Origin of the sequence: Streptomyces sp. 2323.1, from assembly GCF_900221035.1 — a bacterium.
Lineage (GTDB): Bacteria > Actinomycetota > Actinomycetes > Streptomycetales > Streptomycetaceae > Streptomyces > Streptomyces sioyaensis.
Window position 1 is genome coordinate 2776514 of record NZ_LT907981.1, and the last position, 25153, is coordinate 2801666.

Below are 25153 nucleotides of genomic sequence, written 5' to 3' on the forward strand. Positions count from 1 at the left end.
TCCTCCACCGGTCGGTCGTGCCACCATCTTCCGGACGGTGACTGGTGATACGAGATCAAGAAGAGACGGCCGAGCAGCAGGGCGCGGCGCCTCCACGGGAGGCGGGCGCCCCTGAGGCGCGGTCCGTCGACGCCGCCGGCACCGCGCACGGACCGGCCGCAGCGACCGGGCTGCCGGAGCGGAAGCAGGCGACACCACAGGGGAAGCACCAACGGAGGCCGGCCACGGCTTCCGCTACCGAAAAGGCGAGCACGATCGAGAAGGCCGAACGACCAGGGGCGTCCGAGAGGCCACAAGGACCCGAGGAGCCCGAGCCAACCGAGCGGCACCAGGAGGAGCGGGACGACAAGCAGTCCGAGCAGGGCAAGGACGGCCGGTCCGGGCAGGACCGCGGCGAGAAGCCGGCGTCCGGTGGGGCCCGGGGCAGGGCCCGTACGGGCGCGCACCGTTCCGACCTGACCGCGGACGAGCACGGGGAATTCCACGTCGACCGGGTTTCCGGCGACGAGCCGCTGCTGCCCGCCCGGGTACACCGGCCCTCCGACCTGCTGCGGCTGCTGCTCGGCATGGCCGGGATCGCGCTCGTCCTCGCGCTCGCCACGTTCGCGCACGGCACCACCCAGGGCCTGGAGAACGACATCGGCACCGGCGCCAAGGCGGCGCCCCCGCTGCTGATCAACCTGGCGGGGCTGACGTCCAGCGTCGCGGTGCTGATCGTGCCGGTGGCGTTCGCCGTCGAGCGGCTGATCAAGCGGGACGGGCTGCGGATCGCGGACGGGGTGCTCGCCGCCGTCCTCGCCCACGGGGTGTCGCTGGCCACCGACCTGTGGGTGGCCGAGTCCGCCCCCGACTCCATCCGGGACGCGCTGACCCAGACCCTGGACAACGGGTCGCTGTCCGCTCCGGTGCACAGCTATCTGGCGCCCGTGATCGCCTATATGACGGCGGTGGGCATGTACCGGCGGCCCCGCTGGCGGGTCGCGATGTGGTGCGTGCTGCTGCTGGACGCGTTCGCGGTGCTGGTCGGGCGGTACACCACACCGTTCGCGATCATCACGACCGTACTGATCGGCTGGACCGTCGCCTACGGCACCCTCTACGCCGTCGGCTCCCCCAATGTCCGCCCCACCGGCCAGAACCTCCTTGCGGGGCTGCGCCGGGTCGGCTTCCACCCGGTCTCCGCACTGCGGGCGGAGGACGCCGGCGCGGACCAGCCCGAGCACACCGACCGCGGCCGCCGCTATCTGGTGACCCTGGAGGACGGCCCGCCGATCGATGTCACCGTCGTCGACCGCGAGCAGCAGGCGCAGGGCTTCTTCTACCGGGTGTGGCGCCGGCTGTCGCTGCGCGGCATCAATCAGCGCCGCAGTCTGCAGTCACTGCGCCAGGCGCTGGAGCAGGAGGCGCTGCTGGCGTACGCGGCCATCGCGGCCGGCGCCAACGCCCCGAAGCTGATCGCCACCTCGGAGCTCGGCCCGGACGCGGTGATGCTGGTCTACGAGCACATCGCCGGCCGCAGCTTCGACTCACTGGCCGACGAGGAGATCACCGACACGCTGATGCACAGCGCCTGGCGGCAGGTCGAGGCGCTGCAGTCGCGGCGGATCGCACACCGGCGGCTGGTCGGTGACGCGCTGCTGGTGGATCGTTCCGGCAATATCGTGCTGACCGAGCTGCGCGGCGGCGAGATCGCGGCCGGGGACCTCGTCCTGCGGATGGACATCGCCCAGCTGCTGGCCACCTGCGGGCTGCGGGTCGGTGCCGAGCGGGCGGTCGCCGCGGCCGTCGAGGTGCTCGGCCCGGACGCGGTCGCCGACAGCCTGCCGCTGCTGCAGCCGATCGCGCTCAGCCGCACCACCCGGGCCACGCTGCGGCAGCTGGCCCGCGAGCGCTCCCAGCGGGAGCGCGATGCGGTGCTGGCGGCGTCGCAGGCCGCCAAGGAGGCGCGGGAGGCGCGCGAGGCGGAGGGCACCAAGGACCGCAAGACGCTGCGGGCCGAGCGGCACGCGGAGAAGAACGCCGAGAAGCGCGCCCTGGACGAGGCCTCGGAGGAGGCCCGTGAGGAGGACCTGCTCGCGCAGATCCGGCGGCAGGTGCTGCTGGTCCGTCCGACGGCGGTGATCCAGCCCGCCAAGCTGGAGCGGCTCAGCCCGCGCATTCTGATCAGCTGGATCGCCGGTGCCTTCGCGGTGTATCTGCTGCTGTCCCAGCTCACCCACTTCAACCTGGGCGACGTGGTCAGCAAGGCCGGGTGGGAATGGGTGCTGGTCGCCATGTTCTTCTCGGCGCTGACGTACATCGCGGCGACGATGAGCCTGCTGGGGTTCGTCACGGAGCGGGTCTCGTTCGTCCGGACGGTCATTGCGCAGATCGCGGGCAACTTCGTGAAGCTGGTGGCGCCCGCGGCGATCGGCGGGGTGGCGCTCAACACCCGCTTCCTGCAGCGCGCCGGGGTCCGGCCCGGGCTGGCGGTGGCGAGCGTCGGCGCGTCCCAGCTGTTCGGTCTGGGCAGCCACATCCTGCTGCTGCTGATCTTCGGCTATCTGACCGGCACCCAGGAGCAGACCCCGTCGATCTCGCCGTCCCGTACGGTCATCGCCGGGCTGCTGACCGTGGCCGTGCTGGTCCTGGTCGTCACGGCGGTGCCGGCGCTGCGCAAGTTCGTCTCCCGGCGGGTGCGGTCGCTGTTCGCGGGCGTGGTGCCGCGGATGCTGGACATCCTGCAGCGGCCCCGGAAGCTGGTCACCGGCATCGGCGGGATGCTGCTGCTGACGGCGGCGAACGTGATGTGTCTGGACGCCTCGATCCGGGCCTTCGGCGGCGGCGACAAGATCACCTACGCGAGTATCGCGGTCGCCTTCCTCGCCGGTAACGCGCTGGGCTCGGCCGCGCCCACCCCGGGCGGCGTGGGCGCCGTCGAGGGCGCGCTGATCGCCGGGCTGACCGTGGCCGGGCTCGCCGCCGACATCGCGTTCCCGGCGGTGCTGCTGTTCCGGCTGTTGGTCTTCTGGCTGCCGGTGCTGCCGGGCTGGCTGGCGTTCAACTATCTGACGCGCAAGGGCGAGATCTGAGCGGGGACCGGCCACGGCGCCGGCCGGGTCGTCCCCCGCCCCGGCCGGTTCACCCCCGCCGCAGCGCACGAAGGCGCCGGTCCGTACTCGACGGACCGGCGCCTTTGCGTGGGGTACGGGGCGGTCAGTAGACCGGCTTCTCCGGCTCGACCGTGTTGACCCAGCCGATGACGCCGCCGCCGACGTGCACGGCGTCGGCGAAGCCCGCGGACTTCAGCACGGCCAGGACCTCCGCCGAGCGGACGCCCGTCTTGCAGTGCAGGACGATCTTCCGGTCCTGCGGGAGGTCCTGGAGGGCGGTGCCCATCAGGAACTCGTTCTTCGGGACCAGCCGGGCGCCGGGGATCGAGACGATCTCGAACTCGTTCGGCTCGCGGACGTCGATGATCTCGATCTTCTCGTCGCCGTCGATCCACTCCTTGAGCTGCCGGGGAGTGATCGTCGAGCCGGCGGCCGCCTCCTGGGCCTCCTCGGAGACCACGCCGCAGAACGCCTCGTAGTCGATGAGCTCGGTGACGGTCGGGTTCTCGCCGCAGACGGCGCAGTCCGGGTCCTTGCGGACCTTGACCTGACGGTAGGTCATCTCCAGCGCGTCGTAGATCATCAGCCGGCCGACGAGCGGGTCACCGATACCGGCGAGCAGCTTGATGGCCTCGTTGACCTGGATGGAGCCGATGGAGGCGCACAGCACACCCAGGACGCCGCCCTCGGCGCAGGAGGGCACCATGCCGGGCGGCGGGGGCTCCGGGTACAGGCAGCGGTAGCAGGGGCCGTGCTCGCTCCAGAACACTGACGCCTGACCGTCGAAGCGGTAGATCGAACCCCAGACGTACGGCTTGTTCAGCAGCACACAGGCGTCGTTGACCAGATAGCGGGTGGCGAAGTTGTCGGTGCCGTCCACGATCAGGTCGTACTGCGCGAACAGCTCCATGACGTTCGTGGAGTCCAGGCGCTCTTCGTGCAGGTTGACGGTGACGTACGGGTTGATGCCCAGCACCGTGTCCTTGGCGGAGGCCGCCTTGGAACGGCCGATGTCCGCCTGGCTGTGGATGATCTGGCGCTGCAGGTTCGACTCGTCGACCTCGTCGAACTCCACGATGCCGAGCGTGCCGACGCCGGCCGCGGCCAGATACATCAGTGCGGGCGAGCCCAGGCCACCGGCGCCGACGCACAGCACCTTGGCGTTCTTCAGCCGCTTCTGCCCGTCCATCCCGACATCGGGGATGATCAGGTGGCGGGAGTACCTGCGGACCTCATCGACGGTGAGCTCGGAAGCGGGCTCGACCAGGGGTGGCAGCGACACGGGAACTCCGTTGGTCGGTCTTGATGGGGTTCCCCCCGCACGGGCGGAGCCGAGAGTGGGGGAGCTTGCTCTCCCCGTAACACTGCCACGCCCTTCTTCATTCCGAGACACCTGTTCCGATGCGCGAGACGAAATCGTCCCAGTAACCGGGCAGTGACGCCCAGGCGTCTCCGGCGGTACCCGCCGCCCCGGCGGCCCGGCGGTCGGTGAGGTACACGGTGCCCGCGCCCTGCCAGCGGGCGATCCGCAGCGCCTCGTCGAGATGGCTGCGGGGTACGCCGTGCACGAGGTGACAGAACCGCTCCGGAGGGTGGTCGGCGGTCCACTCGGCCACCTGGGACCAGCGGTAGTCGTCCCAGCAGCCGGCGAAGGTGACGAGCTGGTCGGCGGACTCCGCATAGCCGGGATAGGGGTGGCTGCCGTGCCCGAAGACGAGGTGGCCGCCGCCGCACAGGGCACGCAGGGTGGTGGCCAGGCGCCGGGTCGCGGGCAGCTGGGTCCGGTCGGTGGGGCAGCGGTCCAGCCAGAAGCCGTCGGCCCGGTACCACTCCAGATAGCGGCGGGCATCGGTGAGCAGCTCCCCGGAGGGGCGCGTCCCGAGCCCCAGGTCGAGGTGGCCGAGTATCCGTACGCCCGTCTCGCGCACCCGGGCCGCGGCCGGCAGGCAGTGCGGGTCGGGGCGGGCGCCGGGCCCGTTGGACACATTGAGCACCGCCCACTGCACCGCGCCCGGCCCCACCGGCGCCCGGTAGCCGCTGCCCGCGTGCCGCGGCAGGAAACCGCCGGCGCAGCGCAGCAGTTCGGCCCACTCCGTGGGGGCCAGCAGCGGATGGGCGAAGCCCGGTACACCGATGCCGGCCCCGGCGGCGCCGGTCGGGGCGCGGGTGCCGCCGGCGGAGGTGGTCAGATGCGACATGCGGCCTCCATCCAGATGTCCGCGAGGGACTCCTCCAGCCCGATCCGGGGGCGCCAGCCGAGCCGGTCGCGGGCGGTGCGCACATCGGCCTGCTGCCAGGTGCCGCAGCCGTCCGGATACGGGTAGGTGGCGGGCGGCGAGCCGACCGGGTGCTCGGGGGACGGGCCGGGGATGACGAGCCGGGCGGGCGGGGAGTCGATCTCGTGCAGCGCACCGCCGAAGCCGGCGACCCGGGCGAGGACGGACGCGGCCTCGCGCAGCCGGACGGCGCGGCCGGTCCCGATGTTGACGACGCCCTGCGCGGCGGACAGCGAGGCGGCGTGCACCGCCCGGGCGACGTCGCGGACGTCGACGAAGTCCCGCTGCACACCGAGCCCGCCGAGCTTGAGCTCGCTGTCGCCGGACTGCATGGCGCGGCGCATCGCCTCGGCGAGCCGGCCGAGCGGCGAGCCCGCCGGGGTGCCCGGGCCGACCGGCGAGAAGATCCGCAGCACGACCGCGTCCAGTCCGGAGCCCAGGACGAGTTCGGTGGCGGCGAGTTTGCTGACGCCGTACGGGCCGCCGGGGCGGGGCACCGCGTCCTCGGCCGTGGAGGAGCCGGGCTGGGAGGGCCCGTACTCGGACCCGCAGCCCAGGTGGACGAGCCGGGCGCCGCAGCTGCTGCGGCGCAGCGATTCGCAGATGGTGGCGACCGCGACGGTGTTGTGCCGGGTCAGCTCGCGGGCGCCGCCGCGGGTGGCGCCCGCGCAGTTGACGACGACGCCCGGGTGGACCGCGTCGAGGAAGCGGGTGAGCGCGCCAGGGCTTCCGGTGGCCAGGTCGAAGCGGACATCGGCGTCGTCGCCGCGCCCCAGGGCGGTGAGCTGGACGGCGGGATCGGCGAGCAGGCGGTCGGCGACATAGCGGCCCAGGTAGCCGTTGGCGCCGATGAGCAGCACCCTCATCGTGCACTCTCCCGGTCCGCATGGCGTGTGGTCGGCTGGACGTTCATCTGTCGTGCTCCTAAGGCGGATCGAGGGAAGTACGTCGTCGGCCGCGGAGCCGGGGCCCGCCCCGAGGACGGGGGCCACATGGGGGGTGAGGTCCGCGGCGAAGGGGCCGGGGCGGCCGTTTCGGGGTGCCGCTCCGGGGGTGACGCGTGGTGGGGGTGTCCGTGTGGGGGTGCGGGGAGCCGGGGGCCGGTGGTCGTCCGGTGGGTCACGGCCGGTGTCCCTCCGCCGGTCCGAAGGGGGCGGGCGAGTGCGCGCAGGCCCCGGTGAGCGCCCGCAGGCCGTAGCCGAGCAGCCCCAGGGCGGCGGCCGTGCAGGCCACCGCGGGCACCGCGGCCGGTCCCGCTGCCCCGGTCAGCGCCTCGACCGGGGCGTCGAACGGGTGCAGGCCGGGGAGCCGGGCGATCAGCACCAGGGTCAGCGCGAGGTACTCCACGGCGGCGGCCGCGGCCAGGCCCGTCGCGGCCGCCTCGGGGAAGCCGTGCACGGTCAGCAGCCGGGCGAGGAAGAGCAGCACGCCCAGGGCGGCCGCCGCGGCCGGTGCCGTCCTCCCGTCGCCGCCGAAGGCCGCGTCCGCGCCGAGGAGCAGGCCCACCAGGGCGGCCAGGAAGAGCAGGGTGGCGGCCGGCAGCAACGGCCGTACCCGGGCGGCGAGTTCTTCGAGGCCGCGGCTGGCGGCCAGCACCCGCCGGGCGCGCACCGCGAACCAGTGGGCGCAGCCGGCCGCGGGGGCGAGGGCGAAGGCCAGGGCCACGGCGGTGCCGACGGCGGCCCGGGGAGCGGCGTGCGGCAGATCGGGGCCGCCGGTCAGCAGCTGCGCCAGCAGCCAGTCGCCGTAGACCGCGTACCCGGCCGTCCAGCAGATCCACAGGCCGGTGGCGCGCGGTCCGCGGCCGTGGTGGCGCCGCCGCAGCGGTCCGGAGCGTACGGCGAGCCGGACGGCGAGCGTGAGGAGCAGTGCGCCCGCGGCGCCGACGGCACCGCGCACGGCGGGAGGTGCGGTGCCGACGGAGGCGAGGGCGGCGACGGTCGCGGTGCAGACGGCGCCGGGCAGCAGCTGGAGCGCGGCTCGGACGCCGCGGGAGCGCCGGGCGGGGGCGGGCGGGGGCCGGTCTGCGGCGGCGGTGTCCCGGTCGGCGCGCGGTACCCGGGCGTAGAGCTCCTCGGCCAGGGAGAAGACGTCACGGTGCCGGAAGCGGGCGGCCGTGCGGTCGGTGACGCCGTGCGCCTCCAGGCCGGCGGCGATCTCCAGGGCGTCGACGGCGCGGGCGCACAGCTCCTGATGACGGTGCATCAGGGACCGGACGGGGTCGGCGGGGCCACGGCGCGGCGGCGGTGCGGCCCGGTCGGCGGGCTGGTCCCTGGCCGCCGCGACGGCGCCGGTGGCGGCGCCCTCGGGGGTGCTCATGCCCCGTCCCCCCGTTCCGGGAGCTGCGCGCAGCCGCCGTGGCCGGGGCGGTGGGGCGCGGGGTGCCGGCTGACCGGGCGGCCGCGGCGGTCCGGGGAGGAGTGCCGGACGGCCGCCGGGCTGCCGGGACGGGCGCCGCGCCGGCTGCCGCCGTGCGCCACGTCCGCCATGCCGGTCACCAGGGCCACTCCCACCACGCCCATCGCGCAGATCACATCGAGCACACCCGTCACCATTGCCCTCTCCCTTGCGTCGGCCGGGGCTGTCCGGTCGCCGGGGCGTCCCGTCTCACCGGCTGTCTCGTTCCTCGGGCGCCGGCCGCGCCCCCGGCCCCGGCGCATCCGGCGGCGGGCGCCGCCATGGCGGCGGGCCCCGGCTCGTCCTCGGACACCGCCCAGCTCGGCGTGCGGCCGGCCGCCGCGGCCGGGCGGGTGGCGGCGCCGGTCACCGCCCAGCGGCCCGGGACATGGGACTCGGCGGGGCGGGCGAAGGGCCGCGGAATGCCGTGTACGTCCCGGGTGCGCCCGGCGGCCGGGCGGGCCGGGGCGTGCGAGATGAGCTCCAGATAGATGCCACGAAATGCCGCGACGTTCTGCTCGACGGTGAACAGTTCCAGCGCCCGGGCCCGGGCCGCGGCGCCCAGCCTGGCCCGGCGGTCCGGGTCACCGAGCAGCGCGGCACAGGCCTCGGCGAGGGCCCGGGGGTTGCGCGGCGGGACCACCAGACCGGTGCCGCCGATGACCTCGCACACCGCGCCGGCATCCGTCGACACCGTGGCGCGGCCGCAGAACATCGCTTCCACCAGGGAGCGCGGAAAGCCCTCGACGACACTGGAGGCCACCACCACCGCACCGGAGGCATAGGCGTCCTGCAGGGTCGGCACCTCGGGGCTGCCGATCTCCTCGAAGCTGACCGGGTTCTCGCCGACGGTGCGGGCGTCGGCCGCCTCGTCGGGGAAGAGCTGTTCGGCCAGCGCCCGGCAGTGCGCGAGATATCCGGGCGCCTCGGGGTCGCGGCCGGCCCCGCCGATGATCCGCAGGGTGGCCCGCGGCTCGGTCCGGCGGATCCCGGCGAACGCGTGCAGCAGCCCGACGAGGTCCTTGGCGGGCTCGACGGCACCGACCCACACCAGCGTCTTGGAGTCGTCGGCCGCGGCGTCCGCGACCGCGCCGAACGGCCCGGCGTCCATGCCGGGATAGACCGTGCGCAGCCGGGCGCGGTCGGCGCCGCAGCGCTCCTGCCAGCGCCGGGCGTGGGTGTTGCCGGGGGTGATCAGTGCGGCGCGGGCGTAGGCCTCGGCGGCCAGGGCGCCCTGGAAGGCGGCGAGCAGCGCGCGCACCGGTGCGCTCAGCGGCGAGGCGGCGCCCGCGAGATAGTGCTCGCGCAGCCCTACGCCGTACTCGGTGACCAGCAGCGGAGTGCCGAAGAAGTGCCCGGCCAGCAGTCCGGGGAGGGCGGCCGCGCCGGCGGAGGTGGCATGGCACAGGTCCACCCCGCCGAGCCCGGGATTCCGCCGGTCGCCGTACCAGTCCAGGGACAGCGGCCGCAGCGCGAGTTCGAGCCGGGCGGTGACCGCCAGCAGATCCCTGACCTGGGCGCCGTGCGCGGCGGGCAGGGCGCGGGCGCCGTGGCATGCGGCCTCCAGGATGCGGACGGCGTCCTCGGAGCGCAGCAGGGCGGGCAGCCCGCCGTGCTCCCGGGCGAGTTCGGCGAGTCCGTAGAGGCCGGTGGCGAAACGGTCCGCCTTGCTGGTCACGGGTGGGGCGGGGGCATCGTCCGCGCCGGCCGGTGCGGCCGCGGCCGGCTCGCCGCCCGGGGGCGTGGTGGCGAAGCCCGCCACCAGGTCGCCGAAGTGCGCGGCGAAGCGCCGCCGTTCACGGCGTCCGGGTCCGCGGCCCCGGCGCCGCTCGGCGGCCCGGCGGTGTCCGGCGGGGAAGTCACCCCACAGGGGTGCACTGCGCACCAGCCGTACGTGGCCGGGGAGTTCACCGAGGCGCTGCGTCTCCTGGCGGGCGTCGGGGTACAGGGCGTAGACCTCGAAGTCATGGCCGGTGAGCCCGCGCACGAGCCGCTCGCACCATGTGTGCGCCTCGCCGGGCGCATACGGATAACCACCCTCGGTGAGCAGTCCAATTCGCACGAGCGCACCCCCGTCCTCCCATATCGGCGTCCCGGTGTCCCAGCGGCACGGCCGCCACCTGCAGGAAGAAGCTATGCAGACGGCCGGTGGCGCGATGGACGGTTGTCCATCGCGCCACCGGAAGGGGTGAAAGCACGTAACTTTCCGCCCCTAAGGGCGTTTCGACGCGCTATGTGAGGCCCGGGGACTCACCTGATCCCGCGGCCCCGCTCAGGCGGTCCGGCCCCCGTGCGTCGGATCCGGTCACCGCTGGGCGGGGAACGGCCAGGGGTTGGGGCGGCAGGTCACCCCGTCCGTCGTCAGGAACTTGGTCTGCTGCATCATCACCGGGGCCGGTGCGCCCTGCCGGGGGCAGGCCTCGTGGTTGTGCCCGAGGCGGTGGCCGACCTCGTGGTTGATGAGCATCTGACGGTAGGCCAGCATCTTGTCGTGGCCGTAGGTCTTGGAGCCCTGCGCCCACCGGTACGCATTGATCATGACCCGGTCGGTCGCCGCCGAGTCGCAGGAGACGTTCTCCTCGCGGGTGTCGAGACCGGACTTGGCGCACCATGCCGAGGTGGTCCCCGGGCTCGCCAGCGTGATCACGAAGTCGGCGGGGCCGGAGGAGACCCGCTCGAAGGTCATCTTCCCGCCGTGCGACCAGCTCCGGCCGTCGTTCAGGGTCGTGTGCACCGCTTCGGCGAAGAGCTTGCCGTCCAGCGGCAGCCCCTCCTCGATGTCCACGCGATAGCGCAGCAGCTTGCCGTGCCCGGGGGCCTTGGCGGCGCCGGGGACCGGAGTGAACCGGCCGTCGGCCGTCAGCCGCGCGTCCAACGGGAAGACCTTCGCCATCTGCTCGTCGTAACTGGCGGCCTTGGCGTCCTGGGTGGCGCGGGCATGGGACCGGGAGGCCGCGTCGCCGGTGTCGTCTCCGCGGTCGGGCCCGCTGCGCGGCTGCGGGTCGGCGCCGTCCTCGCGCTGGTGGGCGACCTGCCCGGCGATGACCACGGCGAGCACGGTGGTCACCGCCGCGGCCGCCGCACCGGTGAACGTCCGGCCCTTGCCGCCCTTGCCGACGCCGCGCCGGGACTCGCCCGGGTCGGCGGCGTCGCCCGGTTCACCGTCCTGGGGACCGTACGGGCCGGAGCCGTCCGCGCCGGGCGCGTCCTCCTCGTCCAACTCGTCGGCGGCGCCCCGGTCGAAGACCACCGACCGCCCGGTGAAGCGGCCGCCGGCGGGCATGCCGTCCGGGCCGGGCCCGTGGCCACCGGCCCCCGGTCCCGCCGGGCGGGGCGCACCGGCCCGGAACACATCGTCGTCCGGGTCCACGGCAACCGCCGGGCCCGGGAACGGCCGGCGGTCGAAGGCCTCCACATAGTCGCGCCGCGGCCCCGGGCCGCTGCCCGGTGCGGCGAGCGGCGGTCCGCCGGGCTGCTCCGTACGCGGCCGGGGAATCCTCGGCGCGCCCTGCCCGGGCGCCGCCGGGCCGACGGGGAGCGCGCCCCAGCCGCCGCCCGGCTCGTGCTGTTCGGGATGGCCGCCGCGCACCGGGTCGCCCTGGAGCGACTCGCGTCTGCGGCGCCCGTTTCCGGGGCCGGAAGAACCGCCCCCTGAGGGGCTGTTGCCGGGCGGGCCGGCCGTCGGTGAACTCTCCGCAGCGGTCTCGGGCCGGCTTCGGCGGCTATGGCGTCCCACGGGGCGTGTCAGCTCCTGCCGGCATCAGCGGTCACATCGGTCACTTCACTGTCGAGCAGTTCGCGGACGGCCCGCGCCACTGCCTCGGGGTACTCCATCATCGCCACATGCCCTGCCTCCGGGAGCGTCAGCAGTCGCGAACCGCGGAACGCCGCGGCCGCCCGCCGCGCCATCCGGAAGGAGACCAGGCGGTCGCGTCCACCGTAGACGAGAAGCGTCGGGGCGAGTACGCGCTCTGCCTGACGCCACAAATTATGCTGCCCGCCGAGCGTGTAGGCGTTCACCAGACCGCGGGCCGAGCGCTCCATCACCTCCCAGAAATAAGGGAGTTCGAGACGCCGCGCATATTCGTCGGCCGCGGAGTTGAACCCTTCCGGGCTGACCCGGCCGGGGTCGCCGTAGCACAGCGCCAGCACCTCGCGGGTGCGGCGCTCGGGCGTCCAGTCATGGGTGAGCCGGCCGAAGAGCCGGGCGATGCCGGGGACGGCGAGCATGGCCGTGGGCACCGCCGTCAGCTGCGGCCGCAGCTCCGGCAGCGCCGGGGAGACCAGCGTCAGGGTGCGGACGAGATCGGGGCGCACCGCCGCCACCCGGGTCGCCGCGGCGCCGCCCATGGAGTTGCCGAGGAGATGGACGGGGCCGCGCCCGGCCGCGTCGAGGTAGCGGATGACCGCGCGGGCCTGCGCCGATACGGAGTAATTGCCGTCGTCCGGGGGCGGTGACTGCCCGAAGCCGGGCAGGTCGATCGCCTCGCCGTCCAGCCGGTCGGCGAGCAGCGGCATCAGATCCGACCAGTTCTGCGAGGACCCGCCGAGGCCGTGGACGTAGAGGGCGGGCTCGCGCTCACCTGCGGCGCCGTCGCCCGCCGCTTCCTGCGCGGCACCGTCGGGCCCGGCGGGAGGTCCGGCCGGCGCCCGTACGGTCAGGGTCAGTCCCGGCAGGGTCGCGGTGCGCACCGTCTCCGCCCCTCCGCGCCGGCCGGGGCCGGCCGGCGGCACCGGTAGGGCGGCGGTCGCGGTGTCCGGCGACTCGGTCGAAGACATGGGTCGATGTTACGAGACGATCACGCCCCCGATCGTGTGTCCGCCGTCACACACCGCATCGCGCTGCCGCGGCCACTCTCCTACGCTCGTAGGCGAGGGCAGCCGCCCCGGCCCCTGCTTTCATGCCAGGCACCAGCCGACGAAACGAGCACACGGAAAGGGAGCCACCATGCGCGTCGACCCGACAGATCCGGAGACCTTCGTGGACGAGAGCGACGCCACCGACATCGACGTCGAAGCTCCGGAAGCGGACGCCGCCGAGCAGTACACCGACCTCGCACCCCAGCGCGACGAACCGCTGACCGCCCTCGACCCCGACGAGGCGAACGAGGCGGATCTCGTCGAACAGGCCCGTGTCGTGGAGACCAACGAAGACGAATACCGATGACCTGGGGCGTTATGTCGGCTTCTGGTGAGGGGGTCGGAGAGAAAAAACCGACCTGGACCGCGCACAGCCGGGTTACCCAAAAGTACGATGGCGGGCGCGGTGCACCACCTTGTACGGACCGCGTACGAACCAATCTCTGGGAGGCAGCGTGAGCGCCATCGAGCAGACCGAGGCGGCGCGCCCGCGGGGCACACGCCTGCCACGTCGAGCCCGGCGCAACCAGCTTCTGGGCGCCGCCCAGGAAGTTTTTGTCGCGCAGGGCTACCACGCGGCCGCGATGGATGACATCGCCGAGCGGGCGGGCGTCAGCAAGCCCGTCCTCTACCAGCACTTTCCGGGCAAGCTCGACCTCTACCTCGCCCTGCTCGACCAGCACTGCGAGGCGCTGCTGCACTCCGTGCGGGCCGCGCTGGCGTCGACGACCGACAACAAGCTGCGGGTCGCGGCGACGATGGACGCCTACTTCGCGTACGTGGAGGACCCGGGCGGCGCCTTCCGGCTGGTCTTCGAGTCGGACCTGACCAATGAGCCGGCGGTCCGCGAGCGGGTGGACAAGGTGTCCCTGGAGTGCGCCGAGGCCATAAGCGCGGTGATCGCCGAGGACACCGGCCTGTCGCAGGACGAGTCGATGCTGCTCGCCATCGGCATGGGCGGGGTCTCCCAGGTCGTGGCGCGCTACTGGCTGTCCTCGGAGAGCAAGGTGCCGCGGGACACCGCGGTGCAGCTGCTGACCTCGCTCGCCTGGAAGGGCATCGCCGGCTTCCCGCTGCAAGACAGCGAGGCGCACTGACCCTGTTCGCTGCGGGCGTGGTGCATGGCGCCCTGCGCCTCGCCGTACCGGGCTAATGTGTGCTGCGTACGGCGCGGATGGCCGCGCACCCAAGTGACCGTCGGAGGGACAAAAGCCGTGGAGGTCAAGATCGGCGTGCAGCACGCGCCCCGCGAGATCATTCTGGAGAGCGGGCAGACTGCCGAAGAGGTGGAGAGCGCGGTGTCCGAGGCGCTGAGCGGCACGTCTCAGCTGCTGACCCTGGTGGACGACCACGGTCGCAAGGTGCTGGTCCCGTCGGACCGGCTGGCCTATGTGGAGCTCGGCGAGCCGACCGCCCGCAAGGTCGGTTTCGGCACGCTCTGAGCAGCACGCGCCCGAGGCGGCAGCCGAAGGCACAGGGGCGGCGGCCCGGAGACTTCTCTCCGGGCCGCCGCCCCTCTTTCTGTTCCGGCCCGGGCCCCTGCGCGCCGCCTTTCCGGTCCGGTCCTCGGGCCCCGGCCTGCCGCATTCCCGCAGATCAGGCCGTTCGAGTCGGTACCGCTGCGCTGATCGGGCAGGGGACCCGTGCGGGGAGGGTTGCTGCCGGTGCGCCTTGGGTACCACCGCAACGACCGAGGTGTTCATCTGGTCGGAATCATCCGCGCGGGAGGGAACAGCATGATCTGGGAAGCGCTCGGCGCCGTGCTCATCGGCTTCGCCATCGCCCTGTCCGCCACCCACTGGCTGCCGGACCGCTTCCCCGCGCGCACCCTCACGCTGGCCACCGGCCCGGTCGCGGCGCTGCTCGGCGCGCTGCTGACCCGCTCGATCCTCGGCCCCGGCCATCCCGTCCAGGTGATGATCGCCGCGTGCGCCGTCGGTGCGGCCCTGCTGTCGGTCGTGGCACGCCCGCCGCACCGCCGTCTTCGGCGACCGGCCGCGGCGTTGAAGGGGCACCGGACGGCCTGAAACCGCCCGGCACCGCCTCGTACGTCAGGCCGCGAGCCCCAGCGCCGCCATCCGCTTGGTGTGCGCCTCGGTGATCCGCGAGAACATCCGGCCGACCTCGGCCAGGTCGAAGCCGTCGGCCACGCCGCCCACCAGCATCGTCGAGAGCGCATCGCGGTCCGCGACCACCCGCTGCGCCTGCGAGAGCGCCTCGCCCATCAGCCGGCGCGCCCACAGCGCGAGGCGCCCGCCGACCCGCGGCTCGGCCTCGATGGCCGCGCGCACCTTCTCCACGGCGAACGAGGCATGCCCGGTGTCGTCCAGTACGGCCAGCACCAGACCACGGGTGTCGGAGTCCAGCCGGGCCGCGACCTCGCGGTAGAAGTCACTGGCGATCGAGTCGCCGACATAGGCCTTGACCAGGCCTTCCAGCCAGTCGGACGGTGCGGTCTGGCGGTGGAACTCGTCCAGGGCGGCGGCGAACGGCTCCATCGCCTCGTTCGGCTCCGCCTCGATCTGCGCGAGCCGCTCCCGCAGCCGCTCGAAGTGGTGGAACTCTGCCGAGGCCATCTTGGCCAGTTCGGCCTTGTCGTCCATCGTCGGCGCGAGCTTCGCGTCCTCCGCCAGGCGCTCGAAGGCGGACAGCTCGCCATAGGCGAGCGCGCCGAGCAGGTCGATCACGGCGGCCCGGTACTGCGGCTCGACGGATGCCTGGGCCCAGTCCTGGGCGGCGATCCCGGTGTGTTCTTGCGCGTCAGCGGCGGCGTTGTCAGGCGTTCCCATGACCGGCACAATAGCCCGCTCGGCGGTTCGGGGAAGGGCCTGGTCAGCCACTGCCGTTCCCCCGTACGAACGACGGCCGGAACCGGCTCCCGGGGGCCGCACCCGGCCGTGATGTATTCCTCACTCATACAAGCCTTCGGATGGACGCGCCATATCCGGGGTACAGTGGTATGCGGACCTGCCGAGTATCGGTGGGTCGTTCCACGAAGCGGATGCCCGGTCGGTGGCCCGATCGGCTCCAAACCGACCGCCCTCTGCTGCAACGCGTACGAGACATACGCACCGCAGGGGGGACACCGCTCGCGGCAGGAGTGCCTGAGCGTTGGCAGTGGTCCCGCCCCACCGGCTGTATCAGGCCGGCCCCGTACGAACCCGTACGACGGTGCGGTACGACCCCCTTCGCCGCCTCACGCCGCGTCTCACAGAAGAGGCAAGATTCTGTCTACATTCCGAGACCTCGGGATTTTTCCCGAGACGGCCGAGGCCCTCGAAGCCGTCGGCATCATTTCCCCCTTTCCCATCCAGGAGCTGACGCTCCCCGTCGCCCTCTCCGGCAACGACGTCATCGGCCAGGCCAAGACCGGCACCGGCAAGACGCTGGGCTTCGGCCTGCCGCTGCTGGAGCGCGTCACGGTCCCCGTCGACGTCGAGGCGGGCCGGGCCCGTCCCGAGCAGCTGACCGAGGCGCCGCAGGCCCTGGTGGTCGTGCCCACCCGCGAGCTGTGCCAGCAGGTCACCAACGATCTGCTCACCGCCGGCAAGGTGCGCAATGTCCGGGTGCTGGCCATCTACGGCGGCCGTGCCTATGAGCCGCAGGTCGAGGCGCTGAAGAAGGGCGTCGACGTCGTCGTCGGCACGCCCGGCCGGCTGCTCGACCTCGCGGGCCAGCGCAAGCTGAACCTCTCCCAGGTCAAGAGCCTGGTCCTGGACGAGGCCGACGAGATGCTCGACCTGGGCTTCCTGCCCGACGTCGAGAAGATCATCCAGCTGCTGCCGGCCAAGCGCCAGACGATGCTGTTCTCCGCGACCATGCCCGGCCAGGTCATCTCGCTGGCCCGCCGCTACATGTCGCAGCCCACGCACATCCGCGCCACCGCGCCGGACGACGAGGGCCAGACCGTCGCCAACACCACCCAGCACGTCTTCCGGGCCCACTCCATGGACAAGCCGGAGATGGTCGCCCGCATCCTGCAGGCCGAGGGCCGGGGCCTGGCGATGGTGTTCTGCCGTACGAAGCGGACCGCCGCCGACATCGCCGACCAGCTCTCGCGCCGCGGCTTCGCCTCCGGCGCGGTCCACGGCGACCTCGGCCAGGGCGCCCGTGAGCAGGCGCTGCGCGCCTTCCGCAACGGCAAGGTCGACGTCCTGGTCTGCACCGACGTCGCGGCCCGCGGCATCGACGTCGAGGGTGTGACGCACGTCATCAACTACCAGTCGCCCGAGGACGAGAAGACCTACCTGCACCGCATCGGCCGTACGGGCCGCGCGGGCGCCAAGGGCACCGCGGTCACCCTCGTCGACTGGGACGACATCCCGCGCTGGAAGCTGATCAACAAGGCGCTGGACCTGGCGTTCGACGAGCCGGAGGAGACCTACTCCACCTCGCCGCACCTCTACGAGCAGCTGCGCATCCCCGCGGGCACCAAGGGCGTGCTGCCGCGCGCCGAGCGCACCCGCGCGGGGCTGGCCGCCGAAGAGGTCGAGGACCTGGGCGAGACCGGCGGCCGCGGCCGCGGGCCCCGCCGTGCCGTCGAGGAGGAGCGCCCCGCGCGCACCCGTACGCCGCGGCAGCGCCGCCGCACCCGTGGCGGTGCTGCGCCGGACGGCGCCGCCGCCTCCGAGGCGCAGGCGACCGGCTCGCTGGACGCCGCGGAGGGCACCGGGAGTACGGAGGCCGCCGAGCCGCGGCAGCCGCGCCGGCGCCGCCGTACCCGTGGCGGCCAGTCCGCCGCGGTGCCCGCTCCGGCCGCCGCGGAGACGGTCGCCGAGGCCGCCGCGCCCGCACCGGCCGCCGAGGTGACCGAGGCCCCCGCCAAGCCGCGCCGACGCCGTACCCGTGCCGCGCGGCCGGAGGCCGGCGAGGCCGCCGCGCGCGCGGTCGACACCGCCGAGGGCGCGTCGGCGGACGCCCCCGCCGCCGCGGTGACCGAGCCGGCCGAGGCGCCGGCCGCGCCGCGCCGCCGGACCCGGGGCGCCACCAAGGCCGCCGCGGCGACCGCGCCGGCAGCGGTGACGGAGACCGTGACCGAGGCTGCACAGGCCGTGGTGGAGGCCGCTCCGGCCAAGCCGAAGCGGACCCGCAAGAGCGCCGCCGCCAAGGCCGCCGAGGCCGCGGTGGACACCGCCGAGGGCATCGTCGAGGCACCGGCCAAGCCGAAGCGGACGCGTAAGAGCGCCGCCGCCAAGCCGGCTGCGGAAGCGGTGGACACCGCCGAGGCCGCACCCGCCAAGCCCCGGCGTACGCGGAAGACCGCCGCCGCCAAGGCCACGGTGGAGGCGCCCGCCGCCGAGGACGCCCCGGCCAAGCCGAAGCGGACCCGTAAGAGCGCCGCCGCCAAGGCCGCCGAGGCCGTGGTGGACACCGCCGACGCCGCCGAGGCCAAGCCGGTGCGCCGCCGCACCCGGGCCAAGGCCGCCGTCGCCGAGGTGACGCCCGAGGGCTGACGCCCGGCCGGCTGACGCCGGCACGCACGGTCCGAACGACCCGGCCCCGCCGCCCGCGGGTGCCGGGTCGTTCGGCGTCCCGGCCCGGTTTTGCCGTCCGGCCCGGATAACCTCGGGTCATGAGCAGGCCGCCCACCCTCACGCTGCCCCCGTGCGCCCGTGCGTACCGACTCGACACCGCGCGCGGCTCCTTCGCCGTGCAGGACGCCCGGCCCGATGCCGCGCCGATCGGGACGGCCCTGCTGGTGCCCGGATTCACCGGCAGCAAGGAGGACTTCATCGCCCTGCTGGCGCCGCTGGCGGCGGCCGGGTTCCGGACGGTCGCGGTGGACGGCCGCGGCCAGCACGAGTCTCCCGGCCCGCGTGAGGAACAGGCTTACGCACAAAGGGAGTTGGCCCTCGACGTGCTGGCGCAGGCGGCGGCCCTGCGGGAGCCGGACAGCGGGCCGGTGCATCTGCTGGGGCACTCGCTGGGCGGGTTGCTCACCCGGGCCGCGGTGCTGCTGGACGCGTCCCCGTTCCGTTCGCTCACCGTGCTCAGCTCCGGGCCCGCCGCCATCGCGGCGGGCCAGCAGGCGCGGGTGCGGATGCTGATCGACGCGCTCGGCAGGCTCGACATGGAGAGCGTCTGGCGGGCGATGCGCGAACTGGACCCCCCGGAGGCGGCGGACGCGGCGACGCCCCCGGAGATCGGCGCGTTCCTGCACCGCCGTTGGCTGAACACCGTCCCCGAGCAGCTGATCGCGACCGGCCGTCAGATGCTGGAGGAGCCCGACCGGGTGGCGGAGCTGGCGCGTACCGGGCTGGCCACCCATGTCGTCTCCGGGGCCGTCGACTACGCCTGGCCGGTGCCGTCGATGGACGAGATGGCCGCGCGGCTGTCCGCCCGGCGCACCGTCATCGAGGGCGCCGAGCACTCCCCCAACGCCGAACGGCCGGAGAAGACGGCCGAGGCGCTCGCCGGGTTCTGGAGCGGGGTGGGCTGAGCGCCCGGTGGGCCGGGCGGACGGCGTCACCAGGACAGCGCCGGGCGGTTCGGCGAGCATCGAAGCAGGCGGGCCGGCACCGGCGCCCGGCCGCCACCGGCCGCACAGGCCGCCCCGGCTGCACAGGAAGGGCCCGACCATGACCGAGAACCCGGCGACTCCCCCGGCCGATGACGAGGGCGGTCCGCACGGCATCGCGCTCACCCGGACCTTCGACGCCCGCCGCGAGCTGGTCTTCGAGGCGTGGACGAGGCCCGAGCACTTCGCTTACTGGTTCGGCGGGGAGCTGGCGGTGCCGCTCGACCGGATGACGATGGACGCCCGGCCGGGCGGCGTCTGGAGCCTGGTGATGCGCACCCCGGACGGCACCGAGCTGCCGTTCTCCGGTGTCTACCGCGAGGTCGCCGCCCCGGAGCGGCTGGAGTTCACCGTCAACGACACGGCCACGCCGGAGGGCGCCGAGGGCGAGCTCGTCCGGGTCACCCTGACCGATCTCGGGGGCCGTACGGAGATGGCCTTCCGGCAGCTCGGCGGCCATCTCAGCGCCGAGCAGTACCGGCAGGCGGAGGCCGGCTGGGCGGGCTTCTTCGACCGCCTCCGGGAGCTGCTCGCGCGGGCCTGATCCGGGACGGCCCGGGGTCCCGCAGGCCGGGTCAGTACTGACCCTGGACGTGTTCCCAGAAGCCGTCGCGCAGCACCCGCCGCAGATCGGCATGGCTGCGCAGGGAGTGCCGCAGCAGGCCCTCCGCGGCGGTCAGCAGCTCCTGGTCGACCGCGCCGGGCAGATACGGATGGCCGGGCAGCAGCTCGGCGACCCACTCCCGGCCACGCTCCGCCAGCCACTGTGCGGCGACCTGGGCGCCGACGAAGCGGACCTCCTCGCGCTGGGGCGCGGGCCCCTCGCCGGCCGTCGGGGCGCAGTACTCGGCGCCGACCCGGCGGGTGACGTACGGCTTGCAGAATTCCAGGTCGAAGGTGCGGGCGCTGTCGACCTCCCACAGCAGCGGTTCGGCCTGATTGCGGCCGCCGGAGGCCTCGATGCCCCACAGATGCACCCGGGCGCCGTAGCCCTGCGCCGCCTCCACCGCGGAGACCAGGTCCTCGTCGCCGCCGATGAGCACCGCATCGGTGATCGCGCGGTGCCGGGCCAGCGACTCCAGGTCGGAACGGATCAGCGAGTCGACGCCCTTCTGCTGGTTGTTGGCGTTGAGGTTGCCGAGCCTGACCTTCACATCGGGCAGCTCGGCGATCCGCTGCTGTTCCTGGGTGTGGATGCGGCGGCGGGCGCCGTCGTACCAGTAGACGCGCAGCAGCCGGCTGTCCGGGAAGATCATCCGGGCCTTGTCGATGAACGCCTCGATCATGCCCTCGGCGTCCAGGTCGAAGGCCTTGCGGTCCTCCGTGCCGGCGACCAGCCGCCCCGCCGCGGCGTAGACGTAGCCCGCGTCCACGAAGGCGGCATGGGTGGACGGAGTCGTGGCGACCTCGGCGAGCACCCGGGTGAGCAGCTCGTTGGTGCGCTCGATCCCGGCGGCGAGCGTGGCGAGGTCGGTGGGGCCCGTGGGCTGGACGTCGTTCATACGGGTCCCATTCTCCGGGCGCTCACTCTCCGGACACAACCGCATCCCCCTGGCCATATTTAGACGGTCGAAACTTTTCTTTAGCGTAGGGAATGATTGCACTGGGCAGGTCGTTATACGTAGCGGGAGCACACGGCAGCGACGCCGCGCAGCCCCCGTACTCAAGAGTTCTCCACAGGAGGATCAGACGAAGGGAGAAGCCCCTATGCGCTTCGAGATCATGCGCCTGGACGATGTCGACGGCACCGCCGTGGACAGCACCGTCGTGGACGCCGCCTCCGTCAACCGGATCGTGCAGCAGGCCGCCGCCACCGGCCAGCGCATCTACATCCGCCCGGCCGACACCGCCGCCCGCTGACACCTGCCCCGCCGCCCGATGCGGCGGATCCGCCGACCGCGGCCCGACCGGCCGCGGTCGGACAGTGCAGCGCCCCCGTACGACAAGTCTGTACGGGGGCGCTGTGCTGTCCGGGGCAGCCCGGGGGCCGGGGCGTCAGGCCGACTGGATCACCTGCAGCACGCCGTTGATGATCTGCTGCACGGCGAGCGCGGAGAGCATCATGCCCGCCAGCCGCGTCACCAGGACCACTCCGCCGTCCTTGATCACCCGGATGATCACCAGTGAGAACCGCATCACCAGGTAGAGCACCACATGGATGGCCGCGATCGCCGCCCAGACGGAGACCTGGGCGGCGGCGCCGTGCGCATGCTGCACGGCCAGGATCACCGACACGATCGCGCCGGGTCCGGCCAGCAGCGGCATGCCCAGCGGCACCAGCGCCACATTGACGTCCTTGGTCTGGGTCGGCTCCTCCGACTTCCCGGTCAGCAGATCCAGCGCGACCAGCAGGAGCAGCAGCCCGCCCGCGATCATCAGCGCGGGCGTGGAGATGTGCAGCCGGCCCAGGATCTGCCGGCCGAAAAGGGCGAAGACGGCGATGACACCGAAGGCGACGGAGGCCGCCTGCCAGGCCATACGGCGCTGCACCTTGGCCGGGCGGCCGGAGGTCAGCGCCAGGAAGATCGGGGTGATCCCCGGCGGATCCATGATCACGAAGAGGGTGACGAACAGGGTACTGAAGACGGCGACGTCGAACACGGTGAAGGCCTTGCGAGAGGTGGTACGGAACGAGCACTCACGGGCAGGGCGCAGCACGCGGATCCGTGAGGAGGACAGGGAAAGCAGAGGGGAGGACGGGAGGCGGGGCGCCGGGCGCACCGTTCGGCCGCTGCCGGCCGGTGCAGTCGGGGGCTCGGGAATCGGGGCGCCGGTCGGCCGCGGTGGGCTCAGCCGCCGGTGCCGGGGACGGGGAAGGCGCCGGTCGCGCGGCGCACGATCTCGCCGTAGACCTCGGGGTCGGTGGTGTATTCGCCGAGGCGGCAGGTCTTACGGCTGCCGTGGTAGTCGCTGGAGCCGGTGGCCAGCAGGCCGAGGTCGGCGGCCATGCCGTGCAGCCGGGCGCGGGTCGGCGCGTCGTGGTCCATGTGGTCGGCCTCGATGCCGTCGAGCCCGGACGCGGCGAGTTCGGCTATCACGCTCTCGGGCACGCAGCTGCCGCGCTTGACGGCCAGCGGGTGCGCGAAGACGGTGACCCCGCCCGCGGCCTTGACCAGCCGGATCGCATCGAACGGGTCGAGCTCGTGCTTGTCCACGTACGCCCGGCCGTCATTGGCGAGCCACTCGGAGGTGAAGGCGTCCGATACGGAGGGGACGACCCCCAGCTCGACGAGCGCGGTGGCGAGGTGCGGCCGCCCCACGGCGCCGTCGCCGGCGATCCGGGCGACCTGCTCCCAGGTGATTGGCACCCCGAGGTCGCGCAGCTTGGCGACCATGCCCTGGGCCCGCGGCACCCGGTCGTCGCGCACCAGCTCCCGCTCCCGGGCGAGCTCCGGCTCCTCGGGGTCGAAGAGGTAGGCGAGCAGATGGAGGCTCACCCCGTCGATCCGGCAGGAGAGTTCGGCGCCGGTGACCAGCGTCAGCTCCGCGGGCAGCGCGGCACGCGCCTCGGCATGCCCGCCGACGGTGTCGTGGTCGGTCAGCGCGACGACGTCCAGACCGGCGGCCGCGGCATGACGCACCAGCTCGGCGGGGGTGTCCGTGCCGTCGGACGCCGTGGAGTGGGTGTGCAGATCGATGCGCACGACGCGGACTCCAGACTGCTGCGGGACGGACACGGGACGGGACCCGGGGGACATCGGGTACAGGTACACCGTAAGGGGACCCCAGAAGGATACCGGGCGGCCGGACGGCGCCCGACGGTGCGGGCGGCGGCCCCGCGGGAGGCCGCCGTCAGCCCAGGATCCGCGGGGAGAGCGCCCCGCACGGCAGCAGATCCACCTCGGCACCGGCCTCGCGCAGATCCGTCAGCACCAGCTCGTCGTACAGCATCAGCCCCGCCTGCTCGGGCCAGGCGATCGCCCAGAGCCACAGCCCGCGCGCCTCGCCCGCGAAGACCGCGCGGTCCGGGGGTGCGTGATCGACGTGCCACAGCGGGGTCGGGCGGCCGGCGGCGAGCACCTTGCCGTGCGGGGAGGTGTCCACGCACATGTGGGGGCCGGGGTCGGGGCCGTCGATCCCGGCATAGCGCGCGCCGAGTCCGACGCCCAGCTCCTCGGCGATCAGCAGGAGTTCACCGGGGCCGCCGAGCGGTCCGGGGCCCGAGCAGGCCACCGCGGTGGCGCGGCCGCCGCTGCGCTCGTCGCCGGCGCAGGCCACACCGGTGAACAGCCAGCCGACCGGCAGCGGCCAGGGCATCCAGACGGGCACCTGGGCGCGGTGCACGACGACACCGAGCGCCTCGACGCTCGGCGGGACGACCGGCTGGAGCGGATGCACGGCGCCGTGCTTCGCGCACTGCCAGGTGTCGGAGAAGAGACCGGGCGCCCTTACCCGGCCTCCACACTTCGGGCAACTGGGTTCGCCCCTCATAGGGATCCACGGTCCTCCGGGTCCGCCGCCGCGTCAAGGACGATCACCCGGCCGGTGTGCCCCGAATCACTTACCGCGCCCCGCATTTGGCCGCTTCCGCCGGCGCACCCCGGGCCCACGGAAAGAGTAGATGTCCATTGCATTCTTTAGCTCGTCTAACTTATCGTGTGTAAACGTCAACGATCTCGGCGGCGCGTCGTATGCGCGCCCCGGACCGCAACCGGCAACCGGAACAGGACAGGAAGGGGCACCGCAGCATGCGCGGCACGAAGAGCGGCGGCCACCACGGCGCGGACGAGCCGTCCGGGCAGGGCGGCAGCTCCGTCCTGCACCAGCCGAAGGCCGTATGGGCCACGGCGGGCGCCTCGGTCGTGGCCTTCATGGGCATCGGCCTCGTCGACCCGATCCTCCCCTCGATCGCCCGGGGCCTGCACGCCACCCACAGCCAGGTCTCCCTGCTCTTCACCTCCTACTTCCTGATCACCGCCGTCGCGATGCTGCTCACCGGCTTCGTCTCCAGCCGGATCGGCGGCCGCAGGACGCTGCTCGCCGGGCTGGCGCTGGTGGTGGTCTTCGCGGCGCTCTCCGGCATGTCGGGGTCGGTCGGCGAACTGGTCGGCTTCCGGGCCGGCTGGGGCCTGGGCAACGCCCTGTTCGTCTCCACGTCGCTGGCGGTCATCGTGGGCGCCTCGGCCGGCGGCAGCGCGGCGGCGATCCTGCTGTACGAGTCCGCGCTGGGGCTCGGCATGGCCTGCGGGCCGCTGCTCGGCGCGGTCCTCGGCGACATGAAGTGGCGTTACCCGTTCTTCGGCACCGCGGCCCTGATGGCCGTCGGCTTCCTCGCCATCACGGCCTTCCTCCAGGAGCAGCCGAGGCCGGCCGCGAAGACCTCGCTCCTCGACCCGGTCCGGGCGCTCGGCCACCGCGGTCTGGCCTCGACCGCCGCCGCCGCGTTCTTCTACAACTACGCGTTCTTCACGGTGCTGGCCTTCACCCCGTTCGTGCTGAACATGTCGCCGTACGCCTCGGGCGGTGTCTTCTTCGCCTGGGGTGTGCTGCTCGCGGTGTTCTCGGTGCTCGTGGCGCCCCGCCTGCAGCACCGCTTCGGCTCGCTGAAGGTGCTGGGCGGCTCGCTGCTGCTGCTCGCCGCCGACCTGCTGGTGCTGGGCTACGGCGACCACACCACCGCCGTCGTCTGCACGGTGGCCTCCGGCGCCTTCATCGGCCTGAACAACACCGTCTTCACGGAGCTGGCGCTGGGCGTCTCGCCGGCACCGCGCCCGGTGGCGAGCGCCGGCTACAACTTCGTGCGGTGGTTCGCGGCGGCGGCCGCGCCGTTCCTCGCGCCCAGGATCGAGGAGTGGACCGACGTCCACATCCCGTTCGTTCTCGCGGCCGCCGCGGCGGTGACCGGCGCCGGGATCGTCGCCGTCCGGCGGCGGACGCTGACCACCGAGGGGGCGGAGCCGGAGCCCGCCACGGAGGACGGCGTCACGGTCCTCGCCGGCTGACCCGGACCGGGCCGCCGCACTCCGCGCCCGGGGCGGCCGGGCCGCCGCCCCCGTCCGCCAAGGAAACTG

General features: G+C 73.7%; 23 protein-coding genes. 10 read left to right on the top strand and 13 right to left on the bottom strand.

The genetic code is table 11. From position 1 onward, the window contains the following. Positions 1-44: 44 nt before the first annotated feature. Positions 45-3071 carry a lysylphosphatidylglycerol synthase transmembrane domain-containing protein gene (locus tag CPH93_RS11305; RefSeq protein WP_096212697.1) on the top strand — a complete coding sequence of 1009 codons (3027 nt, stop codon included), beginning with the start codon at positions 45-47 and terminating at the stop codon, positions 3069-3071. 124 nt (positions 3072-3195) lie between these two features. On the opposite strand, the gene moeZ is transcribed toward CPH93_RS11305, so the two are convergent. From moeZ to CPH93_RS11345, 8 genes are all read right to left on the bottom strand, one after another. After that, the gene (gene moeZ / locus CPH93_RS11310; protein WP_006603252.1) at positions 3196-4374 is read right to left on the bottom strand and encodes an adenylyltransferase/sulfurtransferase MoeZ; all 1179 of its coding nucleotides are present in this window, start codon (positions 4372-4374) and stop codon (positions 3196-3198) included. A 97-nt stretch (positions 4375-4471) separates the two neighbouring features. Then, positions 4472-5290: a spherulation-specific family 4 protein gene (locus CPH93_RS11315; RefSeq protein WP_096212699.1), complete on the bottom strand. Its 819-nt coding sequence runs from the start codon at positions 5288-5290 to the stop codon at positions 4472-4474. Then, complete coding sequence (locus tag CPH93_RS11320; protein ID WP_006603254.1) at positions 5278-6234, bottom strand: NAD-dependent epimerase/dehydratase family protein; 957 nt, start codon at positions 6232-6234, stop codon at positions 5278-5280. The genes CPH93_RS11315 and CPH93_RS11320 overlap by 13 nt, the downstream gene beginning before the upstream one ends. 253 nt (positions 6235-6487) lie before the next feature. Then, complete coding sequence (locus CPH93_RS11325) at positions 6488-7687, bottom strand: hypothetical protein (RefSeq protein WP_096212701.1); 1200 nt, start codon at positions 7685-7687, stop codon at positions 6488-6490. Continuing rightward, positions 7684-7923 (bottom strand): hypothetical protein, encoded by a 240-nt coding sequence (locus CPH93_RS11330; protein WP_093485064.1) that lies wholly within the window; start codon positions 7921-7923, stop codon positions 7684-7686. Before CPH93_RS11330 ends, CPH93_RS11325 begins: the two co-directional genes overlap by 4 nt. Next, positions 7917-9827, bottom strand: coding sequence for a DUF3492 domain-containing protein (locus CPH93_RS11335; protein ID WP_096212702.1), 1911 nt, complete (start codon positions 9825-9827; stop codon positions 7917-7919). The genes CPH93_RS11330 and CPH93_RS11335 overlap by 7 nt, the downstream gene beginning before the upstream one ends. A gap of 243 nt (positions 9828-10070) precedes the next feature. After that, positions 10071-11354: a DUF3152 domain-containing protein gene (locus CPH93_RS11340; RefSeq protein WP_096212704.1), complete on the bottom strand. Its 1284-nt coding sequence runs from the start codon at positions 11352-11354 to the stop codon at positions 10071-10073. A 155-nt stretch (positions 11355-11509) separates the two neighbouring features. Next, on the bottom strand, positions 11510-12544 hold the full coding sequence (locus CPH93_RS11345; RefSeq protein WP_096212706.1) for an alpha/beta fold hydrolase: 1035 nt from the start codon (positions 12542-12544) through the stop codon (positions 11510-11512). A gap of 169 nt (positions 12545-12713) precedes the next feature. On the opposite strand from CPH93_RS11345, the gene CPH93_RS11350 reads away from it, so the two are divergent. From CPH93_RS11350 to CPH93_RS11365, 4 genes are all read left to right on the top strand, one after another. Further along, on the top strand, positions 12714-12932 hold the full coding sequence (locus tag CPH93_RS11350) for a hypothetical protein (protein WP_093485060.1): 219 nt from the start codon (positions 12714-12716) through the stop codon (positions 12930-12932). A 148-nt stretch (positions 12933-13080) separates the two neighbouring features. Further along, positions 13081-13722, top strand: a complete 642-nt coding sequence (locus CPH93_RS11355) for a TetR/AcrR family transcriptional regulator (RefSeq protein ID WP_093485059.1) — start codon at positions 13081-13083, stop codon at positions 13720-13722. Positions 13723-13839: 117 nt separating this feature from the next. Next, positions 13840-14067, top strand: coding sequence for a DUF3107 domain-containing protein (locus CPH93_RS11360; protein WP_006603262.1), 228 nt, complete (start codon positions 13840-13842; stop codon positions 14065-14067). 294 nt (positions 14068-14361) lie between these two features. Beyond that, on the top strand, positions 14362-14652 hold the full coding sequence (locus tag CPH93_RS11365) for a hypothetical protein (protein ID WP_093485058.1): 291 nt from the start codon (positions 14362-14364) through the stop codon (positions 14650-14652). Positions 14653-14676: 24 nt separating this feature from the next. Here the strand turns inward: CPH93_RS11365 and CPH93_RS11370 are convergent, their stop codons facing one another. Continuing rightward, a complete protein-coding gene (locus CPH93_RS11370; RefSeq protein WP_040898389.1) occupies positions 14677-15414 on the bottom strand; it encodes a ferritin-like fold-containing protein in 738 nt (245 codons plus the stop codon). A gap of 165 nt (positions 15415-15579) precedes the next feature. Here CPH93_RS11370 and CPH93_RS11375 point away from each other — a divergent pair, with 165 nt between their 5' ends. The 3 genes from CPH93_RS11375 to CPH93_RS11385 all read left to right on the top strand — a co-directional run bounded on the left by CPH93_RS11375 (position 15580) and on the right by CPH93_RS11385 (position 19686). Continuing rightward, positions 15580-18078: a DEAD/DEAH box helicase gene (locus CPH93_RS11375; RefSeq protein ID WP_443031438.1), complete on the top strand. Its 2499-nt coding sequence runs from the start codon at positions 15580-15582 to the stop codon at positions 18076-18078. 119 nt (positions 18079-18197) lie between these two features. Beyond that, on the top strand, positions 18198-19064 hold the full coding sequence (locus CPH93_RS11380) for an alpha/beta fold hydrolase (RefSeq protein WP_093485056.1): 867 nt from the start codon (positions 18198-18200) through the stop codon (positions 19062-19064). 139 nt (positions 19065-19203) lie between these two features. After that, positions 19204-19686 (top strand): SRPBCC family protein, encoded by a 483-nt coding sequence (locus CPH93_RS11385; protein ID WP_096212708.1) that lies wholly within the window; start codon positions 19204-19206, stop codon positions 19684-19686. Between the two features lie 31 nt (positions 19687-19717). Here CPH93_RS11385 and CPH93_RS11390 read toward each other — a convergent pair whose 3' ends face one another. After that, the gene (locus tag CPH93_RS11390) at positions 19718-20644 is read right to left on the bottom strand and encodes an NYN domain-containing protein (protein ID WP_006603269.1); all 927 of its coding nucleotides are present in this window, start codon (positions 20642-20644) and stop codon (positions 19718-19720) included. 205 nt (positions 20645-20849) lie between these two features. Between CPH93_RS11390 and CPH93_RS36140 the strand changes: the two genes are divergently transcribed. Next, positions 20850-21002, top strand: a complete 153-nt coding sequence (locus CPH93_RS36140; protein WP_093485054.1) for a hypothetical protein — start codon at positions 20850-20852, stop codon at positions 21000-21002. Positions 21003-21137: 135 nt separating this feature from the next. Here the strand turns inward: CPH93_RS36140 and CPH93_RS11400 are convergent, their stop codons facing one another. From CPH93_RS11400 to CPH93_RS11410, 3 genes are all read right to left on the bottom strand, one after another. Further along, positions 21138-21743, bottom strand: coding sequence for a MarC family protein (locus tag CPH93_RS11400; RefSeq protein WP_040900059.1), 606 nt, complete (start codon positions 21741-21743; stop codon positions 21138-21140). A 188-nt stretch (positions 21744-21931) separates the two neighbouring features. Continuing rightward, positions 21932-22786: a PHP domain-containing protein gene (locus CPH93_RS11405; RefSeq protein ID WP_096212709.1), complete on the bottom strand. Its 855-nt coding sequence runs from the start codon at positions 22784-22786 to the stop codon at positions 21932-21934. A gap of 148 nt (positions 22787-22934) precedes the next feature. Beyond that, the gene (locus CPH93_RS11410; protein ID WP_006603273.1) at positions 22935-23573 is read right to left on the bottom strand and encodes a DUF6758 family protein; all 639 of its coding nucleotides are present in this window, start codon (positions 23571-23573) and stop codon (positions 22935-22937) included. Positions 23574-23830: 257 nt separating this feature from the next. On the opposite strand from CPH93_RS11410, the gene CPH93_RS11415 reads away from it, so the two are divergent. Beyond that, positions 23831-25084, top strand: coding sequence for an MFS transporter (locus CPH93_RS11415; protein ID WP_096215393.1), 1254 nt, complete (start codon positions 23831-23833; stop codon positions 25082-25084). The last annotated feature ends 69 nt before the right edge of the window (positions 25085-25153 follow it).